The organism is Alteripontixanthobacter muriae (assembly GCF_013336795.1).
GTDB classification, from domain to species: Bacteria; Pseudomonadota; Alphaproteobacteria; order Sphingomonadales; family Sphingomonadaceae; genus Pseudopontixanthobacter; species Pseudopontixanthobacter muriae.
In genome coordinates, this window is record NZ_JAAFZT010000005.1 from 1 (window position 1) to 23566 (window position 23566).

Genomic DNA, 23566 nt, shown 5'->3' on the forward strand with positions numbered 1-23566 from the left:
ACGCAGAGAAGCCTCCCGTGCAATCGTTTCCGCCAAACACGCCGAGCAAAGTAGCTGCTTGTGCGGGCGCAGTGAATGCGCTCGCGAATGCGAGCGAACCTGCGACTAAAATGTACCGATGCTGAGACATTGACTCGCTCCTCAAAAGAAATGGATAGCAGAACCCATGCCGTGTCCGTATTCGGACATCGGCAAGGCTCTCGCCATCAACGGTGCGACTCGATAAAAGCTTGTTAGCAGAAAATTTACTCTTTTAGGACTCCAAATTGGTTCTAGCGTGCCGAAGCGAGACTAGGCCTAGATTCCCGAGCAACTTCTGAGATCGGACCGCTGTCATACGTCAGCGTACGTGGCGGTAAATGGCAGTTCGTCATATCCGAGGGCGTCAATTTAGGCAGACCTTACGAGATGCTTGATCCATCGTGCTGCTGCTCTGGCCGCTGCTGACCGCCCGCCATGCTTCCAAGCGTTGCTGTTACCTTTAGGAGCGCCCGGATTCGTCCCGCCGTGCATCCGGCATCGCCGCTTGCCTCTGACTGCCGGAGATTGGCACTCCGTTCTCTTGCGGGTCTTTGGCCAAGCAGCGCGGGGCTGCCGCCAGTCGATCAGAGTGCTCTCAAGCAGGAGAGCGGACAAAAACCTCATCAAAGGAAATTTTCTCTGATGTTCCTCTGTAGAGCGCCAGTTCGCCGGTAAAACCGCGAATATCGCCACCAGAAACGGCGATGTCGAGCACCTCTGCTTGACCTAGTACCTCAAACACATTCCGTATTCGCCGGAAGCCTTGAAAGGAACAATCTCGGAAGCGGATTTGCTGCGCCACACCGGAAATTCGGATTGCAACCGAGTCGATGCGCTGTGGCCCATTGCCCACGGCAAATCGACAATCGCGAAATGTGCATGCAACCGCTAGATGTATGGAAAGGCAAGCTTGGCCATCCACCTGGAGGGTGGGTTTCGTGGGCTCCAGTTGGACTTGATCGAAAACCATGAATTGGACGTTTCGGCTCGCGCCGTTTTCGGCACCCAAACGCATGCATTCATTGAAATAGAATACCTTTGTATTCTCAATTCGTCCTTCTATGCATCCCTCAATCCAGATGCCGCAGGCTGGATAATCTGGATTGGAAGAGTTTGAAACGCCAGCAAAGACACAGTCTCTAACAGTCACGTCGTTCACGTAAGAAGTCTGGTTTCCATTGATGCGAAGGAAGGCGTCCGAAAGTTGTCCAAGGTAACCTCGGCCCACGCCAGCTTCGGAAATGACATTCTGTATGCTCGGAAAGAACGTTCCTTCCTCAACAAATATGGCACTTGCGTAGCTTGCAGTGCTGGGTCCGGTAAGCCGAAAGCCTGTGATCGCCTGCGCTTGGCGAGTCTGATCTCCGGGAGCACCGTCTCGACGGCCTGATAACATCTCGATTGCGTTTTCTGACGGAGAGTTGCCGACAAAATCTAGCCGGACCAAGCCTGGACTGAAAAGATGCTGGTAGTGGTCGCGGATCTTGATCTGCCCATCAATCGTGTACCGGGAAGACCCGTTACCCGGAAAATAGAGATTCTCTCCGGACTCAATGGCGCTACCAATGAAGGCGCTGAGGTCTCGATTTGATGAGCCGTTCAGAATACTATTATGAAGCTCGGCTGGTACAAAGTCCAATATTGAGCGCCCGCCCCCATGTTGCCGAGCGTGAGCAAACTTTGGGAAACTTGCGACTGCAATCCCAGTTGGCAATACCGTAGCTGCGACGGGCATATTGCGAAGTAGGGTGCGCCTTTTTAATTTCATGATGAAGTTTAACCGTTCCTGAAGCAGAAAAGAGTTGCATTTGTCTGAAATTAAACGCCGAATACAATGAACATAGACTTATCGGCGCATGAGTAAGCCGTAGGGCTTCATACGATACCTCACCGAAGCCGCGCCAGTGACCTCAGGTATCGAGCCGCATCCATGGCCTCAGCAGAACGCCCGCCATGCTTCCAAGCGTTCCGATTGCCCCTAGGCGCTCCCGGATTGGTCCCGCCGTGCATCCTGCACCGCTTCCGCCCCGTCACCGCCGGAGATTGGCACTCCGTTCCCTTCCGCGTCTTGGCTGAGCAGCGCGGCGCTTTCGCCAGTCGCTCCGGTTGCATCGGATTGTTCGCCTGTTTTTCCATTTTCGCTGCCCCCGGTGTGTTGGTGAAACTGATCGGCAACCACGGCTTGGCCGCCTTCATTGACGTGAACGTGCTTCACGGTCTGCTCGCGCGGCTGGTGCAGCTTCGTCAGAGCCTCCAGCGTTGTTCGGCAGGCTGTCTGTGCCTTGAGCGCCAGTCTCATGTATCGGTCGGCAGCGTCGGTATATTCGCCCATGTTGCGCCCGGATCGCCGCGCCAGCTCAGTGAACATCGTGTCCAGCGATACGGCCTGAGCGGCTAGCATTCGACTGGCGAGCCGCTTGTCACCGTTCTCTGCTGCCTTCATCGTCTCTGCGAGCGCTTCGGTGCTGTCCATGATAGTCGGTTTGTGCGTATCTCCGAAGGCGTGATTGGCAAATGCAGAGGCAAGCTCCGCATGGCGAACACCCGGATCGAGCGCCAGCCGTGCCAAGGTCTTCAGGTGATGCTCGCCGGGCTGTGCATTAACCTCCAGCGTGTTCGCCGCGCTGGGTCGCACAACCTTGCCAGTCTGATCGCCTGCCGGTTTCGTCTTTCGCTTAGCTGTCATTGCTCATTCCTTCCGCCCCGCGCCTTCGCGCCGATGTTTTGTGATGTTCCGCAGCGCTTGCCGATTATCCGCCCGCCCGGCTCCAGCCGCTCCAGGCCGAAGCGTGCCGCCGCATCTGGGCTTGCGCCCTTCAAGACATAGGCGAGCGCCACTTCCAGATTGACCGCGTGCAGTTCGGGATTCCCTGCCTCCAGCCCCAGCCGCCCGCCGATGGGTTTGCTGTGGATGACGCGCGGCCGGTAAGGCTGCCCGGTAATTCTTCGCAGCCAGCCCTTCTGAAGCCCGCTGAGGCGCCTAACGTGCCCGGGTGGCACATGAGCCAGCAAATGGCAGTGCCCGCCCTTGTTATGGCCGTTCTCGTGCACCCAGAGCCATGCGATGGGGCTTCCATGGCGCGCGAGTGTTTTCGTCATGAGATCGGTGAAACGCCCGGTCGCCTTGGCCATGCCCTCGAGCGGCACGCCCGCTAATTCCCAATGAATGGTAATCATCCGCGTAAAAGGTTGGCCGATAGCGTCAGCATGCCTAGCCGCTGCTAGGAGGTAATTGACCTGCGTTGCGCTCAGAGCATGGCTCTCACGGCTGGCATGGTTACGTGCGCCGCCCCTACTCGACAGGCTGCAAGCACAATTGGCTGCCACACCTAGTCTTAGGTAACCTATTGCAGGGAGTGTGCCAGTTTCAGAATTGCACGTATTTCCCACGTTTTTACGCGGTGGCCCCATGTTTGTAACTTCGCCGAAAGTCCCCTCCCGGTGAAGTTTCAAAGCACGGCCATGCTGATTGTTACTTGTTGCCTTTTGCATGGCCGCAACCGTCATGCCGCTAGGGTTTCGGCAGCGTCTGACAGATCAACCGCGACCCAAACAATTGCCATCTTGCCGGTGCTATTCGGCCTGCGTCGCCCGCTGTCGCGGATAATGCCCTTCAGCCTCAATTCGCTTGTGCGCGGCGGGACGGAATAGCGGTTCATTTCCAGTGCCGTCGCAACTTCATCGGCAGTGCATCCGTAAGCGCCAGCCTTGCGAATTTCAGCCTCTATTGCTTTCTGAAGGCGCCAAGTTTGGGAGCCAAAGCATTGGCTGCAGCAATGGATGTATCGACGTTTCGGTAACCGGGTGCGTCGGGATAGGTGCTCATGCCTGCTCTCCCTCTGCCAGCGGTTGCAAGCCTGCCTTCTCCAGCAATTTAACCAGCCAACCTCGCTGCTTTTCACTCAGTTCGATTGCCACGCAGACGTGACCCAGGAATCCAGCGGTCTTGTGCGGGAGGTCCGGGCACTGGTTAAGCAGCGCAAGCGCCGCCTGCCGGTGGTGGTAATAGGGTGCATCAGTCATTGTGCGCCTCCTCAAAGCAGAGCCGCGCCATATCCCGCGCCATCGAGGGCGACAGGCAAAAACGGCAGGTAAGCGTTTGCGCCTGCTGCTCCGATGCGGTAGGAGAACAATGCAACCAGCCGACAAGTTCATTGCGTGAAGCCCGGGGTGCCAGCCCCGGGTTTTGCATTTCTGCTGCCATCCTTCATGCTCCCGCCTGATAGGTGGGGAGGCTGGCGAGATAGGCTTCAAGATCCGCAAACGAGATCAACGTGCGCCGCCCAGCCTTCCGGGCGGAAATGTCCTGCCTTTTCAATGCTTCGTAAATAGCGCTGCGCGAAAGCCCTGAAAACTGCACCGCTTCAGGCACTGTGCCGAATGCTTTCATCTGTCTTGTCCAGCAACGCCACACACAGGCTTGATTGCCCGGACGCTGCGAGGCACTCTAAAGCCGGTCAACGTTCCTGAAAAAACGGCAATTCTTGGGAAAGTTACTCGTCGAGTAGATCGCTGCTCGGAAACTGGATGATCCAGTCATGCGAAGCCAAGTCGCGAGCCCATGCTAACGGGTGCTCTCGGGCAATATCGCTGTCGAGCATCTCGCGGTAGAGAACTTTCGCGGGGTTATCGGCATCAGCTTCCTGCACCCTTTCCCGCAGCTTGCGCAATTCTAAAGCAGTGCCTTGTGATGACCACTTTGACTCTCGCAAGAGCTTGGCCGCGAGTTGGCAGCCCGGCAGCAAATAAGGACGCATTTTTTCTAGTCGGCAATGCTGAACACAGCACTCGACGATCACTGCGATATAGCCGTTAGCTTCAAGCCGGAGCACGCTAGATGAAGGCGCACCTACCTTCCCGGCACGATCCGGCTTAAAGATAGGACTTTCAATTCCGCAGCGAGCATCCTGGGTGGCTGCCATAACGGAGTTGATAGGATAGAGTACCGCCAGCGGGAAACCCAAACGAGAGAAGTACTCTTCAAGGGCTCGCATTGCTAGTGCGAGGCCGTAGCGCCCACCATCTCCCACGCTCTCCATTCTCTGCGTTGCTTGAGCGAGCTTCCTCTGTAGCTCAGCTAATTCAAGTTCCGGCTCCACGTCGGACTCGAGGCGTTCAAGCAGCCGGTCACGAAGCTCAATAGGCGGCAACTTCTCCGGATAGTGCGATCCCACCGTCATCCCACCCCTGCCCGGATTGGTGTAACCTCAACAGCGCCCGTGCCGCCGTTATCGCAAAAGGTTACCCAATCAGCCATGAGCCGCCGCCGCTTCTCGAACAAGTCGCCGCGCCGATAAGCCGCCTCGGCCTTGTTCCCGATGGTATGCGCCAGCGCCATCTCGCAGACCTCATGAGCATAGGCAGTGCATTCGGCTGCCCAATCTCGAAAGCTGGAGCGGAAACCGTGAACTGTGCAATCCTGCTCCATACGGCGAAGAAGCATAGCCATCGCCATGCTTGACAGCTTGCCTCCCTTCGCACCGGGGAAGAGCCATTCGCTCTCTATTGGCTTGAGGCTCTCTAATATTTCGACAGCGCGCGGTGACAGCGGTACCCGGTGCTCTTTGGCAGCCTTCATTCGCTCGGCTGGCACGGTCCAGACTGCCTTGTCCAAATCGACTTCGTTCCACTTAGCGCCGATCACTTCGCCAGACCGGCTGGCAGTCAGAATGACAAACTCCAGCGCGAGCGCGGCAGTTGCCTCACGTGCGTGCAGCGCTCGAACAAAAGCAGGAACATCAGAGTAGGGCATGGCCTTGTGGTGACCACGCGTGAGGCGTGAACGGGCAGGCAGGATCTGAGCGATATGTCCTCGCCAGCGAGCGGGGTTCTCTCCCTCACGATAGCCGCGCGCTTTCGCGTTATCGAGCACGGTTTCGATGCGCCCGCGTATCCGGCTGGCGGTCTCCGGCTTTACTCGCCAAATCGGCTCGAGGATTTGGAGAACGTGTGCTGTTTCGATTTCCGCGACGGGCAGATCGCCCATCACTGGATAGACATAGGTGATGAGCGTGTTTTTCCACTGCTGGCGATGCTTGTCATTGCGCCAGCTTGCCTCATTTGCGGCGATATAAGCCTCCGCCACGGCCCTGAAGGTCATTCCCACCACCTTCGCTGCCTGAGCCTCTGCAAGCGTCTGAGCGGCCGCCTCATCGCGTTCCTCTAGTGGATCGATGCCAGCTTTGACCTTCAAACGAAGCGCGACTGCTTCATCCCGCGCGTCTGCCAAGGACAGGCCGCCGCTGCCAGCCGCTCCAAGCCCTACGTCTCGCGAACGCCCCTTCAGCATGAAGCGGTAGACCCATGATCGCGCGCCTGACTGCTTCACAAGCAGGTGCAGCCCGCCGCCATCGGCATGACGTCCCGGCTTCGCGTTTTTAACTGACGTTGAAGTAAGCGCATTATTGAGCTTGCGAGGCATGATAGGTCCTGTTCCCATAACCGTTCCCCGATGAGGAGCCGGTTTTATGGGAACGCAATCGGACAGTGGCGGACGCTTGGCAAGCGTTTAGAGCGTATATCCCTCAGATTTGTGCGGGTTTGTGGACATAGAGGGACGGGTTGAAACAGAGGTAATTCGGACACCCTGTCCGCCAAGTGAATGATGAACTTTTTATCTGTCCACCTTGACGTGCAAGAAAAAGGGCCCCGGTGGGGGCCCTTTCATGTCTTGCATTACCTTTTGCGGTGCCCATCGCCGAGCAGCCATTCCCAGAAATTCCACATGACAAAACCTCCTGTTTGAGGCCTGCATCATCCGTTAACCATGTCTGTTTGTAAAGTGTTAACTATGTTTTTGTGACTTGGTCTGCGCAAAGGCATGGTATTCCACGATCTTTTGCAACGGCAAGGGATAGGAAAGGTAGTAACCTTGGCCGACTGGGCACCCGATCTCGTTAAGGAATTCCAAAGTCTTTCGGTCCTCGATTCCTTCGGCAACGACATCGATGCAGGCGTCCCGGCCCAAGGTCACCAGCGACTGCAGAATCGCCCTGTTCTTCTGATTAGTCAGGTCTCTGGTGAACAGCTTGTCGATCTTCATTTCGTCAAAAGGCAGCCGGTAAAGATTTTCGATGTTCGCCTCACCAACGCCGAAATCATCCAGCGACAGTCGGAAGCCAAGGCTGGAAAGCCGCTCGAGCAAGAGCGATGTCCGATCCAGGTTCGGAATTCTGGCAGTCTCGGTAAGTTCGAGGCAGATACGATTGGCTGCGACATTGTGTTTGGCCACTGCTTCCTGCGCCATGGCGATCACCCCGTCGCCGTTCAGAAGAGTGGCCGAGATGTTGACGGACATCCGAATGTCCACGCCAATACTCGCGAGATAGGCTGCATCCTCAACAGCCTTGTCCAGGACATGGCGCGTTAGATGATCCATCCGCCCGGCTTTTTCGCACTGCTCGACAAAATATGCCGGCGAGATGAGGCCTTTTACGGGATCGTTCCAACGCACCAATGCTTCCAGTCCGACCAATCTTCCATCAGCTATGGACATCTGCGGCTGATAGACGACGAATATCTCACCATTTTCGAGAGCGGAATCTATGCGGGCGCGAAGCGACAAATCCCACAGGTCGTCGGGGGTCGTTTCCGTTCCATCGAAGATGACGAACTCATGCGCCTCTGAGGTTTTCTCCACCGCATTCATGGCCGTTGCGATGCGGACCGAAGCAGAGGGGTTTTCAGAAATCTCAACGCCAAAAGTCACACCGACGTCCAGTTTCGTTCCGTCGAGCAAAAGCGGTTGCGAGAACAGGGATCGCAAGCCTTCGAGATGTTCGCGGATTGACTCGACTTCTGTGTCGCTAGACAGCCAGGCGAAATGCCGGCCGTCATTGGCATAGATGATCTTGCCTTCTTCTCCGAGCGACAGCCGCTCTACGAGGCGCAGGATGTAATCTTTGTGCCGGGCTGGCGGCAAAGCCTGCAACACCGCTTGGAAGCCATGTATTTCGGCAACGACCAACGGAAAGTGACTTTCCATTTCCGTCAGGTCGCATTCGAGAGCCCGGAAGGTAGGTAGCTTTGTAAGCTGGTCCTCGAGAGCATATTTGCGTTGCCATTTAACCCTGAGACGGGTTCCAGCGTAGATCAGGAGTACGAAGACACTTGTGCTGACGCTGACACGGCTGCCTGCATGAGTTGCGAAAGTGAAAAGACCGACGAGCAGGACCATGAGAACGCCGTATCCGATGTGGCGATCCTTGGGATCCAGCCTCACGCTGACGAGCAGCAGCAGGAGGAAAAACGTGAGGACGAAGCCGGTCCATGGCCCGAAATTGTTGGAGAGATCCGCCTTCAGTGTTTCTGCGGCGGCTATGAAGGTGAACGACGATGCGACATCCTGCTTGCCCGGCACTTTCGTGATCTGATCGTCTGCCCCCCAGGAACCCCCAATCAGAACAGTCTTGCCCGAGAAAGCACCGCGCATTTCGCCTTCACTTTTTTCCAGCAGACCGGTCGAGCGAAATGAGGGAATCTTGGTAAAGTCGAAAATATAGGACACCGGGAAGGTTCGACCAAGTTCACCCTCAGTTCCCGCCATTGCCGCGGCAAGGGCGGGCAGGACCTTTCCCTGGCTGGACGATGCAAAAGGCATCGACCAGGTGATCCCGAGATAGCTGTACCGATCTTCTGCAGCAACCTGCTGAAGTCCTTCGGTAATTGCGCCGGTACTGCGAAAAGTTATTGTATCCCCGGAGAAATCAGGACCCTTGCGGACGGTGATATAAGCATTGTCACCAAAGTCCTTCAGCGCCTTGTTCAATGTGCGATCCGCGCCCGGATCATCGGAAGCCTGTTCAAACAACAAATTGAGATAAACAGCTTCTGCCCCGGCCTGATCCAGCCTGGTGACAAGTCGAGCTAGATTGCGCCGATACTCAGGTTGATCGGGATCCTCGATATCCTGATCAACCCCGACATACACAATCTCGCCAGACGGTGCCTTTGTGGCCAGATTTGACTGTATCAACCACCCGAACTGGTCGAGTGGATCCAGTATCATCGCCGCGGAAAGCACAAGCGTGACCAGGCCCGCAATCAGAACCTGCCGCACTCTTTCCGGTAATGATCGCCTGTTGATCAATGTCGTCTCAGTTCGGTTGGCGGGCGCGACCTGTCGCCTCTTGCCTCCCGAACTAGGGAACTTTGGTAAATATAAGTTTACGCCCCTCTCAGCAGTCACACCTTACCAAGCAGACGACCAGACAGTCGAAAGGCCGCACGATCTCTCGTGCGGCCCTCACAGGGTCAATCGATCGTTGCGCGCTAGCGCTTCTTTTTGGCCGGGTTAACGAGCGACTGGTCGGCCCTTACGGCGGCCGGATATTCCTCCGGACGAATGGACGACTGGTTCTTGAGGGCGCGGTGGTTTTCCGTCACCTCGCTGTCATCATCGTAATCCGGCGTGTTTGGTTCACATCCCTGCGGATCGTCGGAAATTTCGTATTCCATGGCATTCTCCTCTTCAGCGATTAAACCGCCGAAGAAGAATACCTGTTCCGCAGTTTTGCGACCGGCTGCCCGCAGCTTCAGATATGAAGCGCGCGCCCGTGGGCGGACAAGACGCTCTCGTGCATCATCTCGCTCAAGGTCGGGTGCGGGAAGACGGTGTTCATCAGTTCCGCCTCGGTCGTTTCGAGCTCCTTGCCGATAGTGTAACCTTGGATGAGCTCGGTCACTTCCGCGCCGATCATATGCGCGCCAAGCAGCTCTCCGGTCTTCGCATCGAAGACAGTCTTGATGAATCCCTCAGCTTCGCCGAGCGCGATTGCCTTGCCATTGCCGATGAAGGGGAAGTTGCCAACCTTGACGTCATGGCCTGCTTCCCTGGCTGTCGCTTCCGTCAGGCCGACACTGGCGATCTGGGGGTGGCAGTAGGTGCAGGCAGGTATCGTATTGCGGTTCAGCGGATGCGGATGCACATCCTCGTTGCCCATCTCGCGCGCTATCGATTCCGCTGCGGCGGCACCTTCGTGGCTTGCCTTATGCGCCAGCCACGGTCCAGGAACGCAGTCGCCGATGGCCCACAGACCCTCTGTTCCCGTGCGGCCGAAACCGTCGATCTGAATGAAGCCGCGCTCCATCTCGATCCCCTGGTCTTCAAGTCCGATATTTTCCGTGTTCGGCTGAATACCGATGGCGATAATGGCGTGACTGAACTCGTGCTCTGCGACCTTCCCGTCGACATCCTTGATGCTGGCACGGAGTCCGTGATCCGAGGTTTCGATACCCTCCACCCCCGTTCCGGTCAGTATCCTAATGCCCTGCTTTTCCAGCGACTTCCTCAGAAAAGCGGATATGTCTTCATCTTCCACCGGCACGATCCGGTCGAGCATCTCGACTATTGTGACGTCAGCACCGAGGTCATTATAAAAACTGGCGAATTCGATGCCGATGGCGCCCGAACCGATCACCAGAAGTTTCGATGGCATTTCGCGCGGGGTCATCGCGTGCCGATAGGTCCAGATCCTTTTGCCATCCGCGGGAGCGAAGGGAAGATCCCGCGCGCGAGCGCCCGTTGCGATGATGATGTGGCTGGCTGTTATTTCTTGCGAGCCTTCATCATTGGAAACCTCAAGCTTGCCGGGATCCACAATCTTGCCTTCACCCATGAAGACGGCAATCCCGTTTTTCTTCATCAGATGCGCGATGCCCTGGTTCAGCTGTTTCGCGACCCCGCGGCTGCGTTTCACCACGGCGTCGAGATCAGCCTCGATCCCCGAAGCCTTCAAGCCATAGTCTCCGGCGTTTTGCATGTAGTGGAAGATCTCGGCCGAACGAAGCAGGGCCTTGGTCGGGATGCAGCCCCAGTTCAGGCAGATGCCACCCAAGAGCTCACGCTCTACAATCGCTGTTTTCAAGCCTAACTGTGCGCCGCGAATGGCGGCGACATAGCCCCCGGGACCTGACCCGAGAACGACGAGATCGAATTTATCAGCCATTTCTACTCCGAATCATTCGCGGACAGAGCCGCTTCACCGACAGGCCGCGGGCGGTCGTCATCGCCCAGCAGCACGAATTTAAACAATCCGTTTGCCACGCGCGTCGACGCCTCCCCGTTCCGGTCCCTGGCGATCGCTTCAGCCGCGATGGTCATGGAGGTTTTTCCCGTTACCGTGACGTTGCAGTAAACAGACAGTTCGTCACCGACCTTCATCGCGCCGGGAAATGCGAAGTCAGTGGCAGAGACCACGACGGCCTTCCCCTGCCCCGTCCGGGAGGCGAGCGCCCCCGCGCCGAGCGCCATCTGGCTCATCAACCAGCCCCCGAACACGCCTCCGTAAGGGTTCGTGTCGGCAGGCATTGCCGTGACCCGGATCATCGGCTCTCGATCGGCAGAACTGATCACGCGACCAGCCCAAACGGGTTTTCGACCAGCGACTTGAAGGCTTTCATCAATTCGGCACCGTCCGCACCATCGATCGCACGGTGATCGAAGCTGCCGGTCGCCGACATCACCGTGGCGATCTGGACGGCGTCATCGACGATGTAGGGCCGCTTCTCCCCGGCCCCGACCGCCAGGATCATGGCCTGAGGAGGATTGATGACGGCATCGAACTGCTTGATCCCGAACATGCCAAGGTTCGACAGGCTGGCGGTGCCGCCTTGATATTCCTCGGGCTTCAGCTTCTGCTCGCGAGCTCTTGTGGCCAAGTCCTTCATTTCCGTTGCGATGGCGGAAACCGGCTTGCTTCCCGCGTCGGTAATTATTGGCGTTATCAGCCCTGACGGCGCTGCAACCGCTACGGAGATGTCGGCGCGCGAATACCGCCGCAGCGAATCTCCCGCAAAACTGACGTTACATGCCGGAACCCGCAGCAACGCCTTGGCGAGAGCCTTGATGAGAAGATCGTTCACGGAAAGCTTGATGCCGTCCGCCTCCAGCGCCGCGTTAAGCTGGCTACGAAGTTTGAGCAAGGCATCCAGCTGGACATCTACCGTGAGATACATGTGCGGAATGGTCTGCTTGGCTTCGGTCAGACGCCGGGCGATGACCTTGCGCACATTGTTGAGCTTCTCATCCTTATGCGGGATGCCGAAATCCGGAATGGTTGTGCTCTTGTCAGGCGCGGGAACGTCCTCAGGTACGCGGGGGTCTTGCGCCGCCTTGCCTTCTGCCTCCCCTGCACCGGAACTGCGAGCCGCCTGATCCAGATCGGCCTTGACGATGCGTCCGCGCGGCCCGCTACCCTCAACGTCAGCGAGGTCGATCCCTCGTTGCTTGGCAATCCGGCGAGAGAGCGGCGATGCGATAATCCTTTCGCCGTGCGCGCGCGGAGCAGATAGATCGACGGCAGAATGACCGTCAATCTCACTGTCACCATCATCGCTTTCGGCATCGTTGCGCTTGCTTTCGCCAGAAACCTTCTCCTCGCGAAATTGGGTTTCCTCAGCCTTGGGATCACCCTTTCCCGATGCATCGCCTGCACCTTCGGCAGCGTCCTCCAGGCTCTCACCATCGACAGCGAGAGTCGCGATGATGGTGCCGACTGCCACGCCTTCGGTGCCGCCCTCGACGGCAATATATGCTATCCGGCCTTCGTCTACCGCTTCGAACTCCATCGTCGCCTTGTCAGTCTCGATCTCGGCCATGATGTCGCCGGAGCGTACCTCGTCACCCACTTTGACCAGCCACTTGGCGAGGGTGCCCTCCTCCATCGTCGGCGACAGGGCGGGCATTTTAATGGGCGTCGGCATGATTTATCGATTGTCCTTACGGATTGCGCGGCTTCTGACGAATGTGTCCTTGGCCAATTTGGCAACGCCGGGCAAGGTTCTTGCGAATTTAGCTAGATACGCGGATACGGGGTCTGACAGGGGACAACATATGCGCACCTTTCTGGTGGTGATGGACGAAACGGCGGAGGCACGGCAGGCGCTTCGCTTTGCTGCCAAAAGAGCGGCGAATACCGGCGCCTCGGTGCATATCATCGCAATTGTACAACCGCAGAATTTCAATGCCTTCGGTGCTGTTCAGGCAACTATCGAGCAGGAAGCACGTGACCGGGCAGAGGTGATTGCCAACGGTGCTGCCGGTGCGCTGATAAACGAAAGCGGAAAGCTACCGACGATTACCGTCAAGGTGGGCGAAGGCCAGGCGATCATTCGCGATTATCTGAACGAAAATTCCGATGTTGCCGCCCTCGTGCTTGGCGCTGCCACCGACGGCGGACCGGGTCCGCTGGTGTCTCACTTCGCAGCCAATGCGGGCAGCCTGCCCTGCCCCTTGTATATCGTACCGGGCAGCTTCACCGACGATGACATCGACAACTTGACCTGACGTTTCAGGTCAGGTCACCGCGCGCGGGATAGTTTTTCTCCTTGATGAGATCGATACCGTCCAGCAACTGCCCCAGCGGCGGGCGCGTAAACGGTGCGCTCTGCTTCTGGGCGAAGAACAAAGTCATATCCGGCCGGATCAGGAACAGCCCCGGTTCGGAAAAACGCTCCGGTTCGTCACTGCCTTCTCGGCCTGACGATATGTACAAGCCCCACGTTCGCGCAGTTTCCTCGTTCATCTCGTATGCCAGCGGCAAATTATGAGTATCCCATTCGCTGTCCACGACCATCGCACGGTCATGCTCGTCCATCGAGACTGCGAATACATTCACGCCGCGTTCGACGAAATCGTCCAGGCGGCCGCCCAACTCCTCCAGATAATTTTTGCACATCGGGCAATGCTTGCCGCGATAAAAAACCAGCATCGTGAAGGCTTCGGGCGATTGTTTTGCGAGTTCGAAACGAGTGCCGTTGGTTAGCGGCAGATCCAGATTGGGCACTTTGCGGGCTGGTGTCAGCAATGCGTGTCTCCTTGTTCAATCAAGGAAATGCACGACAGGTGCTGCTCGTTCCGCTGGCGCTATTTCTTGCGGCCCTGATGCTTTATGTTCTTCGGCCGTCCGCGTTTACCTTGCGCGAAGCCTGCACCGCCCGGCTTTCCCCTGCCGCCTTGCTTGCCTTTCCCCGCAGGGCGCCGGTCGCGCTTCTCGGGGCGGTTGCCCCGCGGTTCGATGGGCTTGCCGTCCTCGTCCAGCGTTTCGAACTTAAGCGCGCCCGTCAGCGCGTTTGCTTCGGCGAGTTTCAGCTTCAATCGGTCGCCAACCGCGTAGGTCGTGCCGCTATCTTCGCCCACCAGCGCTCTCGCTGCTTCGTCGAAGCGGAAATATTCACGGCCCAGCGTGCTGACTGGCACGAGCCCGTCGCCACCAAGCTTCTCGATAGTGGCGAAGAAGCCGAAGCCTTGCACGCCCGTGATCCTGGTGTCGAAGGTCTCGCCTACCCTGCGTGACAGCCAGGCGGCGACATAGCGGTCGATGGTATCCCGCTCGGCTTCCATCGCGCGCCGTTCAGTCTTGCTGATCGCGTCGCTGATGGTGCCGAGGTCGGCACGGTCCTTGTCGGACAGCCCGGATTGACGCGGCAGTTTGGCACCGGGTGCGGGCTGCTCCAGCTTGAACGCGTCCACGAGCGACCGGTGAACCAGCAGATCGGAATAGCGGCGAATGGGCGAGGTGAAATGGGCATAGGAGCCTAGCGCCAGCCCGAAATGGCCTGCGTTTGCCGGGCCATAATAGGCCTGGGTCTGGCTGCGAAGAACCGCTTCCATGACCTGCGCCTTCTCAGACTCGTCGGTAACATCCTTCATCATTCGGTTGAAAAGACTGGGTGTTATCACCTGCCCCAATGCCAGTTTCCGCCCGAACGTGTCGAGATAATCCTTGAGCGCGACCAGCTTCTCGCGGCTGGGCTGTTCGTGCACGCGGTAAACCACAGGCGCCGGCTTGCTTTCCAGCGCCTTTGCCGCGGCAACGTTGGCGGAGATCATGAAATCTTCGACGACGCGGTGTGCATCCAGTCTTTCGCGGACCGCAACTTCGGCGATCTTGCCCTGCTCGTCCAGAACGACACGCCGCTCGGGCAGATCCAGATCGAGCGGATCACGAGCGGCCCGCGCCTTCGCGAGGCTTTCCCAGGCGGACCACAGATTGCGGAGGTTTTCGTCGGCATCACCCTTGTCGACACGCTCCTGCGCATCTTCATAGGCGATCACTTCGGCGATGCGGACGACGGCGCGGGTGAAACGCCATGAATTGACCTTGCCGTCCGCGCCGATTGTAAGGTGACACGCCATTGCCGCCCGGTCCTGCCCCTCGCCCAGCGAACAGACGTCCGCAGACAGGATTTCCGGGAGCATCGGGACGACCCGGTCAGGAAAGTAGACAGAATTTCCGCGCTTGCGAGCCTCGCGGTCGAGTGCACCGCCGGGACGAACGTAATAGGAAACGTCGGCAATCGCCACGACCGCATCAAAGCCGCCACCCTCGTTCGGCTTGGCCCAGATCGCGTCGTCATGGTCGCGCGCATCTGCAGGGTCGATGGCCACGATCGGCAGATGGCACAGGTCTTCACGATTGTCTTCTGACACCGGCAATTTCGCTGCCAGCTGTGCTTCATCCAGCGCTTCTTGCGGGAAGACGTTGGGGATGCCATGCTTGGCTATTGCGATCAGGCTGAAGCTGCGCGGTGCCAGCGGATCGCCGAGCACCTCGACAACATTCACGCCGCTGCGCGCACCTTTGCCCGCCGCCTCGACCATCACGAGTTGGCCTTCCTCGGCCCCGCCAAGATCCTTGATGGGGCTGGAGCTGCGAATCTTCTTGTCGACCGGCGCGAGCCATGGCTTGCCGCTGCCGTCGATCTCCACCACGCCCATCATGCCGTCCACGCGTGGCGGCAGCTTCTTCATGACATGAGCACGGTATCCCCGGCCCGCTTCTTCGGTGCGGGCGAGAATACGGTCGCCCACTCGCAGGGCTCCGCCCTTGCGCTTGTTCTCGATCACGCGAATTCTGGGCGGCGGCGATCCGTCGTCGGGTGACCATGCCTCGGGAATGGCGAAAGCCTCTCCGTCCTCAACATCTTTCACGACCAGCGTGGTAACCTTTGGAACGCCTCCCATGCGGTTGAAGGCGGTCTTGCTGCCGTCGATGAGACCTTCCTCGCCCATGTCCTTCAGCAACTTCTTCAGGGCGATCTTTTCCTGACCTTTGATGCCGAAGGCCTTGGCAATTTCGCGCTTGCCGGCGGGCCGGTCCGAGGTCTGGATGAATTCGAGGATCTGCTCGCGCGTGGGCAAGCCGTTCGTGGTGCGTTTGGACATGATCAGCGTCTAGACCATTGGGCGCAGCGCGTCACTAGCCCTGGCAGAGCGCCCGCGACCGGGCGCCTACTCCGCCGGGTCAGCCTCGATCGGCGCAAAAGCACCGCCCGGAACGGCGCTGGCCGCCGGCGACACTACACCGTCTGCCGAACGGCTGCTGATGCCGAATATCCAGTCGTCACCGCGTACGCCTTCCAGCCGCGCGCTGGTGGCCGCAACATTGGCGATGACCGGCTCTTCATCCCAATAAGGCTGGTCGGGCCGCCGTTGCCAGATCGTGTAGCCGGTGGCGCCCTCGACAGGCTCCCATTTCAGATCGGTATAGGTCTGTACCGCCGCCTCTGCTGTCGATGCTGGCGGCATTGCGGCACGGGCCAGACGATCCAGAGCGCGCACGTTCAACTGCGTCACCTTGGCGAGGTAGGGGAAGTCCATCTCGTCAACTGTGTCGCCATAGGTGACGCCATCCTCGACCCGCAGATCCTGGTGCTGATGTTCGTAATCCTCGACCGCGACGGAAAAGCGGACTGCCGGATATCCTTTTTCCAGAAACGGTATCTGGTCGCCGCCCCGGCCCATGCGATCGGTTCGCCAGATCTGCCGGACATCGAGGCCGCCCTCGGTCTCTTCGGCAAGGTCGTCCAGCCAGCGGGAAAGGTTGCGACTGGGACTGTCGTTCTCGCCGCCATCTTGGCGCTGCGCAGCACCGATCGCGTCGGTCAGATCGGCACGCGGTCCTTCGGAAAAGACGCGGACATGCTCCGCATCGCAAATGCCGTCCGAACCACAGCTGTTGCCGACGACATCATTGTTCAGCACCGCCTTCACGGTCCAGCCCTGCTCCTCTGCGTAATCGGCAAGCAACTGCCCGCCATACAGGCCCTGCTCCTCGCCAGACAGCAGTGCGTAGACGATGGTGCCGGGGTAGCTGGTCTGGCTGAGGGCCCGAGCCGCCTCGATCACCAGAGCCGTCCCGCTAGCATCGTCATTTGCGCCCGGCGCATCGCTGGTAAAATCGGATACGTCGCTGACCCGGCTGTCGATGTGTCCCTGCACGATGACCACTTCATCGGGGCGTTCCGTGCCGCGCTGGATAGCGACGACATTGACGAGGCGGGTCGGCTGCGGGATACGGCGGCCTTCGACGATCCGTTCCGGCGTCACGATTTCCAGACAATCGCCGCACCGGGCGGCAATCTGCCGAAACTGGGCCTCGCCCCAACGCCGCGCCGCGCCGATGCCCCGCGTGTCGCTGTCCTGTTCCGACAAAGTGTGCCTTGTGCCGAAGGACACGAGCTTTTCGACATCGGAACGCAGGCGTTCTGCCGATACACCGGCGGCGGGGTCGGTATCCTGTGCTGCAGCGGGGAAGGAGATGAGGGCGGCAGTGGCGAGAAGAAGCTTTTTCATAGCCCGCTTTTCCCGCCAAACCCGCACAATTGCAAGGCCTCGTTGTCAGTAGGCCCGGGCCAGCAGGATCCGCTCGGTTGCAGGCGCGCCGGTGAAAATGCAGCTGCCGTCCGCGGCATCAGATCCCATCGGAACATTGCGGATAGTCAGTTTCAGCGACTTCAACCGCTCCACCACCTGATCCAGCGCAGCACCGGTCGGCTTGGCCCATTGCACCTCCACCCAGCCCGGATATTTCCCGTTGCTGGCGAAGAAATCCGACACGGCGTCGAAACTTTCCAGCCCTCTCGTGATATTCGCCTCGCGACGTTCTTCCGCTTGCCGGAACAGTTCGCCCTGCACCTCTTCCAGAAGGCGAGGGACATCGTCTGCCGCCGCTGCAACAGAAGGCGCAGCAAAGTCAGGCTTGCCGTTTTCCGCCCAAAGGCGGTCACGCCGCAGAAGGCTTACGGTTCCAGCTTCCATGTCGCGGCCGCCGACTTCGATGATGATCGGCGCTCCCTTGCGGACCCAATCCCAACGCTTCGCCGCCGCCTTGCCGGGTTTGCGGTCCAGCAAAACGCGAACGGGCTCGCCCAGAGCCGTCTTGCCGGCGAACTTGCTGCGCAGATCCTCGCAATAGTCGAGCAGTGCCTCATCTTCCGGCTTGTCGCGCAGCATCGGCAGGATGATCACCTGCCATGGCGCGATGCGTGGCGGCACGCGCAAGCCGTCGTCATCGCCATGAACCATGATCACGCCGCCGATCATTCGGGTTGAGACGCCCCAGCTGGTCGTGTGGCACAGCGCCTGCTGACCTTCGCGATCTTGGTACCGGATGTTGGCCGCTTCGGAAAAGTTGGTGCCGAGATAATGGCTGGTGCCGGCCTGCAACGCCTTGCCGTCCTGCATCATTGCCTCGATCGACCAGGTTTCGACCGCTCCGGGGAAACGTTCGTTCTCGGGCTTCTCGCCAGCTATGACGGGCAGCGCCAGGTCCTCTTCCGCGCAGGCGCGATAAACTTCCAGCATCCGCAGCGTGTGCTCGCGCGCCTCTGCCTCGTCGGCATGCGCGGTGTGCCCTTCCTGCCAGAGGAATTCGGTCGTCCGCAGAAACATGCGCGTCCGCATTTCCCACCGCACGACATTCGCCCACTGGTTCGTGAGCAGCGGCAGATCGCGCCAGCTCTGCACCCAACGCGCCATCGCATCGCCGAAGATGGTTTCGGATGTGGGGCGCACGACCAGCGGCTCCTCCAGCTTCGCTTCGGGATCGGGCATGAGTCCCCCTTTACCGTCCGCGATCAGCCGGTGGTGGGTGACGACCGCCATTTCCTTGGCAAAGCCCTCTACGTGTTCCGCCTCACGCTCGAAGTTCGACAGCGGGATGAAGATCGGAAAATAGCAATTCTCGTGTCCGGTCGCCTTGATCCGGTCGTCCAGCAGACGCTGGATCCGCTCCCAGATGCCGTAGCCCCAAGGCTTGATGACCATGCAGCCGCGTACGCCGGATTCCTCTGCCAGATCGGCGGCGGAGATTACTTCCTGGTACCATTGCGCGAAATCATCGGCTCGGCGTGCGGTAAGGGCGTGGCGTATGTTGGACACTCGAAAAGTACTCGTTCTGAAGAATTGCTGGAAAGGCAGCCCGGCTTTCAGCCAGAATGGAAAGCTTAGCTGTCCATCTCATCGAGGCGCTTCTGCATTGCCGCCATCTGTTCGCGCAGTGCGGTCAGGTCGTCTGAAGATGAAGGATTGTCGCCCGGCCTTTCTTCAGTCGCCTCGTCAGCGGAAACGCCCCGCGGCATGAAGGCTTCGCTCGCTGCCCTCATCATCGCCATGTTCGTTTCCGCCATGCGCGACAGCGGATTGCCCGTGCCGACGCCGGTCTGGAACGCCGACTGGAACTTTGCCTGGTGCTGGCGGAAATTGGCCATGCTGGCTTCAAGATAATGCGGCATCATCGCCTGCATCGAATTGCCATACATCGAGATCAGCTGGCGAAGGAAGCTGACGGGCAGCATATGTTCGCCGTTGGCTTCTTCCTCCATGATGATCTGGGTGAGGATCGAATGCGTGATGTCGTCGCCTGATTTGGCATCGAGTACCTGGAAATCGACGCCCTCCCGCGTCATGCGCGCCAGATCGTCCAAGGTGATATAGCTGGAGGAACTCGTGTTATAGAGCCGCCGGTTGGCGTATTTCTTGATGATTACCGGGCCGTCGCCGGATTTACCCTTGGCCATCTTGCGCGTCCCTTTTGCATTGCGTCACAAGGCATTTAGCACTTGCAGCATCAACTAGGCAACTGGGCGCGGTTCACCGCAGGCGATGGCCGATGCCGGTGAGCAATTCATATTGCGATAGCCCGCATCGCTGCGCGGCACCGGGAAGGTCAAAGGGAATGTCGAGCCAATCGCCCTCCTGCAAATCCGGTGCATTCGTCAGATCCACCACGACCATGTCCATCGATACCTTGCCGATCAGCGGCAGCACGCGTCCGTCATGCGCCAGAGCCTCTCCGCCCCTGCTGCGCAGAAAACCGTCGGCATAACCGATTGAGACGATTCCCGAAGGCATGACGTGGTCGGCGGTGTAGGTTCCATTGTAGCCAACCTTGTCGCCAGGCTTCAGATCGCGACGAAGCAACAGGGCGGCCTGAGGATAAGCGACCTGCCGAATTTGGGCCGTCAATTCGGGCCGGGGTACACCGCCGTACAGCGCGAGGCCTGGCCTGGTGAGATCGAAGACGTAATCCTGCCCAATCGCGATTCCCGCACTGTTGGCGAGGCTGTACCGGTCTGCCTTCACCATCGACCGTGCTCGCCGGAACTGTACCAATTGCCGATGATTATCCGGGCTTTGCTCATCGGCAGAAGCCAGATGCGACATGAGTGTGTTTATTTCGAGCTCGGCCACAAGGGGATCGGAAAGATCCTCCATCGAAAGCCCGAGTCTGTTGATGCCGGAATCCACCATGACGTCACAAGGGCCGCCCCCTGCCGCTGCCCAGACCCTGGCCTGATGAAGTGAATTGATGATCGGCCGCGCGCCAATCGCGCGAGCATATTCCGCCTCGGCTGCGCTGATCGGCCCATGCAGCACGGAAATGGACGCTGCGGGAACATGCCGGGCGACATCGGCGACTTCGCTCCAATGCGCGACGAAGAAATCGCGAGCGCCCGCTTTGCGCAAGACAGGGACGCACCTGTCCACCCCCAGGCCGTAACAATCTGCCTTGACTGCAGCACCAGCCCTGCCCGGTGCCGACATACTGTCCAGATGGCGCCAATTCGCAGCAAGGGCATTGCTATCGAGATTGACGCGTAACGTGGCTGGGGGCGGCACGATGTCATTCATCGGCGACAAAGTCCCGCGGCGGCCCTCCGGGAAGGCCCCACAAGCCCACAATCAGTCCGAAAGCTACGACGACCCAGGTGTACCAGAGCCCGGAATAGGCATCGCCGGTCGTGGCGATGATGTAACCTGCAATCAGCGGCAGAAAACCGCCGAGGTAACCTGCGCCGATGTGGTAGGGAATGGACATGGAACTGTAGCGGATCTTCGGCGGAAACATTTCGGCCAGCAGCGCGGCGACAGATCCGTAAGTAAGCGCCGACAGACCGCCGAGACACAGCAGCAGCGCGACAATCCCAAGGATGTTGGCAGGCGGCGGCACCTGGGTTGAAAAGTCGTATCCTGCTTCCCCCAGCCACATCCGCACGGCGCTCCTGCGCTCGGCATCCGCAAGACCTGCATAGGTGTACGCCGTGGAGCCAATGCTCAGAACCGGATCCGCGCCTGGTACCTGATCGTATGGCACTCCGAGCGCCGTAAGGTCCGACAGCAGCCGACCGCAGGGGGTTGCCTGCTCGTCGGCGAAGGCATCGAAGTCGCATCCTGCTCCAGCGACAGTGACCGGAGCATTGCGTGCATCGGCGCGCAGGCCGGGGTTTGCGAGCGCTCCGATGCCCCAGAAGATCGGAAATAGCAGCAGGAGGGTCAGAGCCGCACCGATGATGATGGGTTTTTTCCGGCCGACGCGATCTGACCAGCGCCCCACCAGAAGGTAGAGGCCCATCGATAGAAGCCCGGCGACCAGCATGATTATTTCGACAATTTGCTCATCCACGCGCATCGGCCCTCGCAGGAAGCTGAGGCCAGAGAAGAACGCGGTGTACCAGATGGTCGTGAGCACACCCGTGACCCCGAACAGGACCACGAAGATGCGCTTCTTGTTCCCGGGATAGGTGAAGCTTTCCACGAAAGGATTGCTTGCGGTCTCGCCGGCTGCCTTCATCGCCTGGAAAACCGGGCTTTCGCTCAGTTTCAGGCGCATCCACAAGGAGATGCCCAGCAGGATGATCGACAGGAGAAACGGAATACGCCAGCCCCAATCCGCAAAATCGTCGGCTGGGATGAGAAAGCGGCAGGCGATCACGACAAGGATGGACAGGACGAACCCGCCCACGACGCTCGCCTGGATAAAAGCGGTGTAGAAGCCGCGCTTTTCTTTGGGCGCATGTTCAGCGACATAGATCGCCGCGCCGCCGTATTCTCCGCCTAGAGCGAGGCCCTGAAGGATGCGCAGCAGGATCACTATAGCCGGCGCTGCAAGGCCAATAGTTGCGGCGCTCGGCACCAGTCCCACACCGGCGGTGGCCACGCCCATCAGCGTTACCGTGACCAGAAACGTGTATTTCCGGCCCAATCGGTCGCCCAGAAAGCCGAAGAGGATCGCTCCGAGCGGGCGAAAGCCAAACCCGACCGCAAATCCCGCCCATACGAGCAGCAGCTGCAGCGTTGCGTTATCAGATGGAAAGAATGCCGCGCCGATCAGCGATGCCAGCGTTCCATAGATGAAGAAGTCGTACCATTCGAATATGGTGCCGGCAGAGCTTGCCGCGATGACGAGGCGGATTTCCTTCGCGCTCGGTTCGCGCATTGCTGGTGCTTCGCCGCCCGTCATTTAGGTCATCCCCCGCCGCTGTTCCTTCCGGCTAAGGAGCCTTACCTTTAGGGCTTCGCCTTGCAAAGCGCATCCGACGCCGCTTTCCACGAGAGCGCGATGACCCCGTGCCGGGCAGGATATTCCCGCGCACCTTCCAGCACCGCTATCCCGGGCCAAACGGGCTGGTCCGCTTTGCCTGACAGCCAATCTTCAACGGCTTTGGTCGCATCTTGAATTGCGGCTGCGTCCGCCGTTAGGGCACCGGATGCAAAAATCGCCGCCGCCGCCTGGCCGACGGCGCAAGCGCTGACCATCATGCCGAGTTTTTCGATCCGGCCCGCATCGTCGCAAGTCAGCCCGATCGCAACCGCGCTGCCGCAAGTGCGGGAGTGCGCCGTGGAGCGCCAAAGCAGATCTTCTGTCAGCGGGTAATCTGCGAGTGACACGGCAAGCCCGAGTAGTTCGGGCGTATAGAGGCGGACCGCTGACATCTCGTTCACGTAACTTCTTCGCTGGCGTCCGTTTCTTCGCCACGCACCGCGTCCCGGCGTTCCTTGATCATCTGCACCAAAGCGTCGGCTCCGGCGTTCACTGCTGAATAGCTTCGCGCAGAAGTGATCCACGTCGGCCGTCCGGCCACGCCCCAAAGGGTGTCATATCCCAGAACCAGCAGCGAGAATGCGGCAACAACAATTATCGCGCCCTTTATCGCCCCGAATCCGAAGCCGAGCACCCGGTCGATCGGGCCGAGGATTGACGCCCGTGAAGTGCTGCCCGCCCAGCTGGCGATCAGCTTCATCGCGGCATAGGGGATCAGCAGCAGGATCGCGAAGGCGAGTACGGCGGCGCCAGATGGCGTCCCGATCTTGGGCGAGAGCCAGTCATACAGCGGAGTGTGAAGATAATGTATCGAAAACAGCGCAAGGATCCATGCCGCCAGCGACAGCACCTCCTGCACGAAACCGCGCAGGAACCCACCGACGGCCGCCACGCCGACGATAATCAGAACGATGATATCGAAGCCCGTCATTTCGCCTTCG

24 protein-coding genes are annotated in these 23566 nt (G+C 59.2%); 1 reads left to right on the forward strand and 23 read right to left on the reverse strand.

Annotated elements, in window-relative coordinates; all coding sequences use genetic code 11:
• Positions 1 to 390 precede the first annotated feature (390 nt).
• The 14 genes from G7A66_RS14565 to G7A66_RS01535 form a co-directional block, all read right to left on the reverse strand.
• The gene (locus G7A66_RS14565) at positions 391 to 645 is read right to left on the reverse strand and encodes an HGGxSTG domain-containing protein (RefSeq protein WP_408609225.1); all 255 of its coding nucleotides are present in this window, start codon (positions 643 to 645) and stop codon (positions 391 to 393) included.
• Entirely contained in the window at positions 617 to 1660 is a 1044-nt protein-coding gene (locus tag G7A66_RS01480) for a hypothetical protein (RefSeq protein WP_174293939.1), read from the reverse strand. The genes G7A66_RS14565 and G7A66_RS01480 overlap by 29 nt, the downstream gene beginning before the upstream one ends.
• Positions 1661 to 1908: 248 nt before the next feature.
• A complete protein-coding gene (locus G7A66_RS14570; RefSeq protein WP_408609226.1) occupies positions 1909 to 2055 on the reverse strand; it encodes a hypothetical protein in 147 nt (48 codons plus the stop codon).
• On the reverse strand, positions 2000 to 2707 hold the full coding sequence (locus G7A66_RS01485) for a hypothetical protein (RefSeq protein WP_174293940.1): 708 nt from the start codon (positions 2705 to 2707) through the stop codon (positions 2000 to 2002). Before G7A66_RS01485 ends, G7A66_RS14570 begins: the two co-directional genes overlap by 56 nt.
• On the reverse strand, positions 2704 to 3198 hold the full coding sequence (locus tag G7A66_RS01490) for a hypothetical protein (protein WP_174293941.1): 495 nt from the start codon (positions 3196 to 3198) through the stop codon (positions 2704 to 2706). The genes G7A66_RS01485 and G7A66_RS01490 overlap by 4 nt, the downstream gene beginning before the upstream one ends.
• A 645-nt stretch (positions 3199 to 3843) precedes the next feature.
• Positions 3844 to 4044 carry a hypothetical protein gene (locus G7A66_RS01495; protein ID WP_174293942.1) on the reverse strand — a complete coding sequence of 67 codons (201 nt, stop codon included), beginning with the start codon at positions 4042 to 4044 and terminating at the stop codon, positions 3844 to 3846.
• Between the two features lie 184 nt (positions 4045 to 4228).
• Positions 4229 to 4411 carry a helix-turn-helix domain-containing protein gene (locus tag G7A66_RS01500; RefSeq protein WP_174293943.1) on the reverse strand — a complete coding sequence of 61 codons (183 nt, stop codon included), beginning with the start codon at positions 4409 to 4411 and terminating at the stop codon, positions 4229 to 4231.
• Positions 4412 to 4514: 103 nt separating this feature from the next.
• A complete protein-coding gene (locus G7A66_RS01505) occupies positions 4515 to 5201 on the reverse strand; it encodes a hypothetical protein (RefSeq protein ID WP_174293944.1) in 687 nt (228 codons plus the stop codon).
• Positions 5198 to 6442, reverse strand: a complete 1245-nt coding sequence (locus tag G7A66_RS01510; RefSeq protein ID WP_174293945.1) for a tyrosine-type recombinase/integrase — start codon at positions 6440 to 6442, stop codon at positions 5198 to 5200. The genes G7A66_RS01505 and G7A66_RS01510 overlap by 4 nt, the downstream gene beginning before the upstream one ends.
• A gap of 363 nt (positions 6443 to 6805) precedes the next feature.
• Positions 6806 to 9109 carry an EAL domain-containing protein gene (locus G7A66_RS01515; protein ID WP_206675019.1) on the reverse strand — a complete coding sequence of 768 codons (2304 nt, stop codon included), beginning with the start codon at positions 9107 to 9109 and terminating at the stop codon, positions 6806 to 6808.
• A gap of 182 nt (positions 9110 to 9291) precedes the next feature.
• Positions 9292 to 9477 (reverse strand): hypothetical protein, encoded by a 186-nt coding sequence (locus G7A66_RS01520; RefSeq protein WP_174293947.1) that lies wholly within the window; start codon positions 9475 to 9477, stop codon positions 9292 to 9294.
• A gap of 77 nt (positions 9478 to 9554) precedes the next feature.
• Positions 9555 to 10967: a dihydrolipoyl dehydrogenase gene (gene lpdA, locus G7A66_RS01525; RefSeq protein WP_174293948.1), complete on the reverse strand. Its 1413-nt coding sequence runs from the start codon at positions 10965 to 10967 to the stop codon at positions 9555 to 9557.
• 2 nt (positions 10968 to 10969) lie between these two features.
• Positions 10970 to 11329 carry an acyl-CoA thioesterase gene (locus G7A66_RS01530; RefSeq protein WP_174294101.1) on the reverse strand — a complete coding sequence of 120 codons (360 nt, stop codon included), beginning with the start codon at positions 11327 to 11329 and terminating at the stop codon, positions 10970 to 10972.
• 41 nt (positions 11330 to 11370) lie between these two features.
• Positions 11371 to 12723: a pyruvate dehydrogenase complex dihydrolipoamide acetyltransferase gene (locus tag G7A66_RS01535; protein ID WP_174293949.1), complete on the reverse strand. Its 1353-nt coding sequence runs from the start codon at positions 12721 to 12723 to the stop codon at positions 11371 to 11373.
• Between G7A66_RS01535 and G7A66_RS01540 the strand changes: the two genes are divergently transcribed.
• Positions 12710 to 13306: a universal stress protein gene (locus G7A66_RS01540; RefSeq protein ID WP_332310464.1), complete on the forward strand. Its 597-nt coding sequence runs from the start codon at positions 12710 to 12712 to the stop codon at positions 13304 to 13306. The two genes, G7A66_RS01535 and G7A66_RS01540, sit on opposite strands and share 14 nt — an antisense overlap.
• A gap of 4 nt (positions 13307 to 13310) precedes the next feature.
• Here the strand turns inward: G7A66_RS01540 and G7A66_RS01545 are convergent, their stop codons facing one another.
• The 9 genes from G7A66_RS01545 to G7A66_RS01585 all read right to left on the reverse strand — a co-directional run bounded on the left by G7A66_RS01545 (position 13311) and on the right by G7A66_RS01585 (position 23556).
• The gene (locus tag G7A66_RS01545) at positions 13311 to 13826 is read right to left on the reverse strand and encodes a peroxiredoxin-like family protein (protein ID WP_174293950.1); all 516 of its coding nucleotides are present in this window, start codon (positions 13824 to 13826) and stop codon (positions 13311 to 13313) included.
• A gap of 59 nt (positions 13827 to 13885) precedes the next feature.
• Entirely contained in the window at positions 13886 to 16186 is a 2301-nt protein-coding gene (gene rnr / locus G7A66_RS01550) for a ribonuclease R (RefSeq protein WP_174293951.1), read from the reverse strand.
• Positions 16187 to 16252: 66 nt separating this feature from the next.
• Complete coding sequence (locus tag G7A66_RS01555) at positions 16253 to 17596, reverse strand: M20/M25/M40 family metallo-hydrolase (RefSeq protein WP_174293952.1); 1344 nt, start codon at positions 17594 to 17596, stop codon at positions 16253 to 16255.
• 45 nt (positions 17597 to 17641) lie between these two features.
• On the reverse strand, positions 17642 to 19183 hold the full coding sequence (proS, locus tag G7A66_RS01560) for a proline--tRNA ligase (RefSeq protein WP_174293953.1): 1542 nt from the start codon (positions 19181 to 19183) through the stop codon (positions 17642 to 17644).
• Positions 19184 to 19248: 65 nt separating this feature from the next.
• Positions 19249 to 19821 carry a polyhydroxyalkanoate synthesis repressor PhaR gene (gene phaR, locus G7A66_RS01565; protein WP_174293954.1) on the reverse strand — a complete coding sequence of 191 codons (573 nt, stop codon included), beginning with the start codon at positions 19819 to 19821 and terminating at the stop codon, positions 19249 to 19251.
• A 73-nt stretch (positions 19822 to 19894) separates the two neighbouring features.
• A complete protein-coding gene (locus G7A66_RS01570; RefSeq protein WP_174293955.1) occupies positions 19895 to 20935 on the reverse strand; it encodes an alanine racemase in 1041 nt (346 codons plus the stop codon).
• The gene (locus tag G7A66_RS01575) at positions 20928 to 22544 is read right to left on the reverse strand and encodes an MFS transporter (protein WP_174293956.1); all 1617 of its coding nucleotides are present in this window, start codon (positions 22542 to 22544) and stop codon (positions 20928 to 20930) included. The genes G7A66_RS01570 and G7A66_RS01575 overlap by 8 nt, the downstream gene beginning before the upstream one ends.
• Positions 22545 to 22591: 47 nt before the next feature.
• Positions 22592 to 23017 carry an iron-sulfur cluster assembly scaffold protein gene (locus tag G7A66_RS01580; RefSeq protein ID WP_174294103.1) on the reverse strand — a complete coding sequence of 142 codons (426 nt, stop codon included), beginning with the start codon at positions 23015 to 23017 and terminating at the stop codon, positions 22592 to 22594.
• 5 nt (positions 23018 to 23022) lie between these two features.
• Positions 23023 to 23556 carry a CvpA family protein gene (locus tag G7A66_RS01585; RefSeq protein ID WP_174293957.1) on the reverse strand — a complete coding sequence of 178 codons (534 nt, stop codon included), beginning with the start codon at positions 23554 to 23556 and terminating at the stop codon, positions 23023 to 23025.
• Positions 23557 to 23566: the final 10 nt, after the last annotated feature.

Excerpts from the sequence above, each read along its gene's own strand:
- G7A66_RS14565 (WP_408609225.1), bottom strand. The coding sequence starts at position 645 with ATGAGGTTTTTGTCCGCTCTCCTGCTTGAGAGCACTCTGATCGACTGG.
- G7A66_RS01485 (WP_174293940.1), bottom strand. The coding sequence starts at position 2,707 with ATGACAGCTAAGCGAAAGACGAAACCGGCAGGCGATCAGACTGGCAAG.
- G7A66_RS01490 (WP_174293941.1), bottom strand. The coding sequence starts at position 3,198 with ATGATTACCATTCATTGGGAATTAGCGGGCGTGCCGCTCGAGGGCATG.
- G7A66_RS01495 (WP_174293942.1), bottom strand. The coding sequence starts at position 4,044 with ATGACTGATGCACCCTATTACCACCACCGGCAGGCGGCGCTTGCGCTG.
- G7A66_RS01500 (WP_174293943.1), bottom strand. The coding sequence starts at position 4,411 with ATGAAAGCATTCGGCACAGTGCCTGAAGCGGTGCAGTTTTCAGGGCTT.
- G7A66_RS01505 (WP_174293944.1), bottom strand. The coding sequence starts at position 5,201 with ATGACGGTGGGATCGCACTATCCGGAGAAGTTGCCGCCTATTGAGCTT.
- G7A66_RS01510 (WP_174293945.1), bottom strand. The coding sequence starts at position 6,442 with ATGCCTCGCAAGCTCAATAATGCGCTTACTTCAACGTCAGTTAAAAAC.
- G7A66_RS01520 (WP_174293947.1), bottom strand. The coding sequence starts at position 9,477 with ATGGAATACGAAATTTCCGACGATCCGCAGGGATGTGAACCAAACACG.
- lpdA (WP_174293948.1), bottom strand. The coding sequence starts at position 10,967 with ATGGCTGATAAATTCGATCTCGTCGTTCTCGGGTCAGGTCCCGGGGGC.
- G7A66_RS01530 (WP_174294101.1), bottom strand. The coding sequence starts at position 11,329 with ATGCCTGCCGACACGAACCCTTACGGAGGCGTGTTCGGGGGCTGGTTG.
- G7A66_RS01540 (WP_332310464.1), top strand. The coding sequence starts at position 12,710 with ATGGGCGTCGGCATGATTTATCGATTGTCCTTACGGATTGCGCGGCTT.
- G7A66_RS01535 (WP_174293949.1), bottom strand. The coding sequence starts at position 12,723 with ATGCCGACGCCCATTAAAATGCCCGCCCTGTCGCCGACGATGGAGGAG.
- rnr (WP_174293951.1), bottom strand. The coding sequence starts at position 16,186 with ATGTCCAAACGCACCACGAACGGCTTGCCCACGCGCGAGCAGATCCTC.
- G7A66_RS01555 (WP_174293952.1), bottom strand. The coding sequence starts at position 17,596 with ATGAAAAAGCTTCTTCTCGCCACTGCCGCCCTCATCTCCTTCCCCGCT.
- phaR (WP_174293954.1), bottom strand. The coding sequence starts at position 19,821 with ATGGCCAAGGGTAAATCCGGCGACGGCCCGGTAATCATCAAGAAATAC.
- G7A66_RS01570 (WP_174293955.1), bottom strand. The coding sequence starts at position 20,935 with ATGAATGACATCGTGCCGCCCCCAGCCACGTTACGCGTCAATCTCGAT.
- G7A66_RS01575 (WP_174293956.1), bottom strand. The coding sequence starts at position 22,544 with ATGACGGGCGGCGAAGCACCAGCAATGCGCGAACCGAGCGCGAAGGAA.
- G7A66_RS01580 (WP_174294103.1), bottom strand. The coding sequence starts at position 23,017 with ATGTCAGCGGTCCGCCTCTATACGCCCGAACTACTCGGGCTTGCCGTG.
- G7A66_RS01585 (WP_174293957.1), bottom strand. The coding sequence starts at position 23,556 with ATGACGGGCTTCGATATCATCGTTCTGATTATCGTCGGCGTGGCGGCC.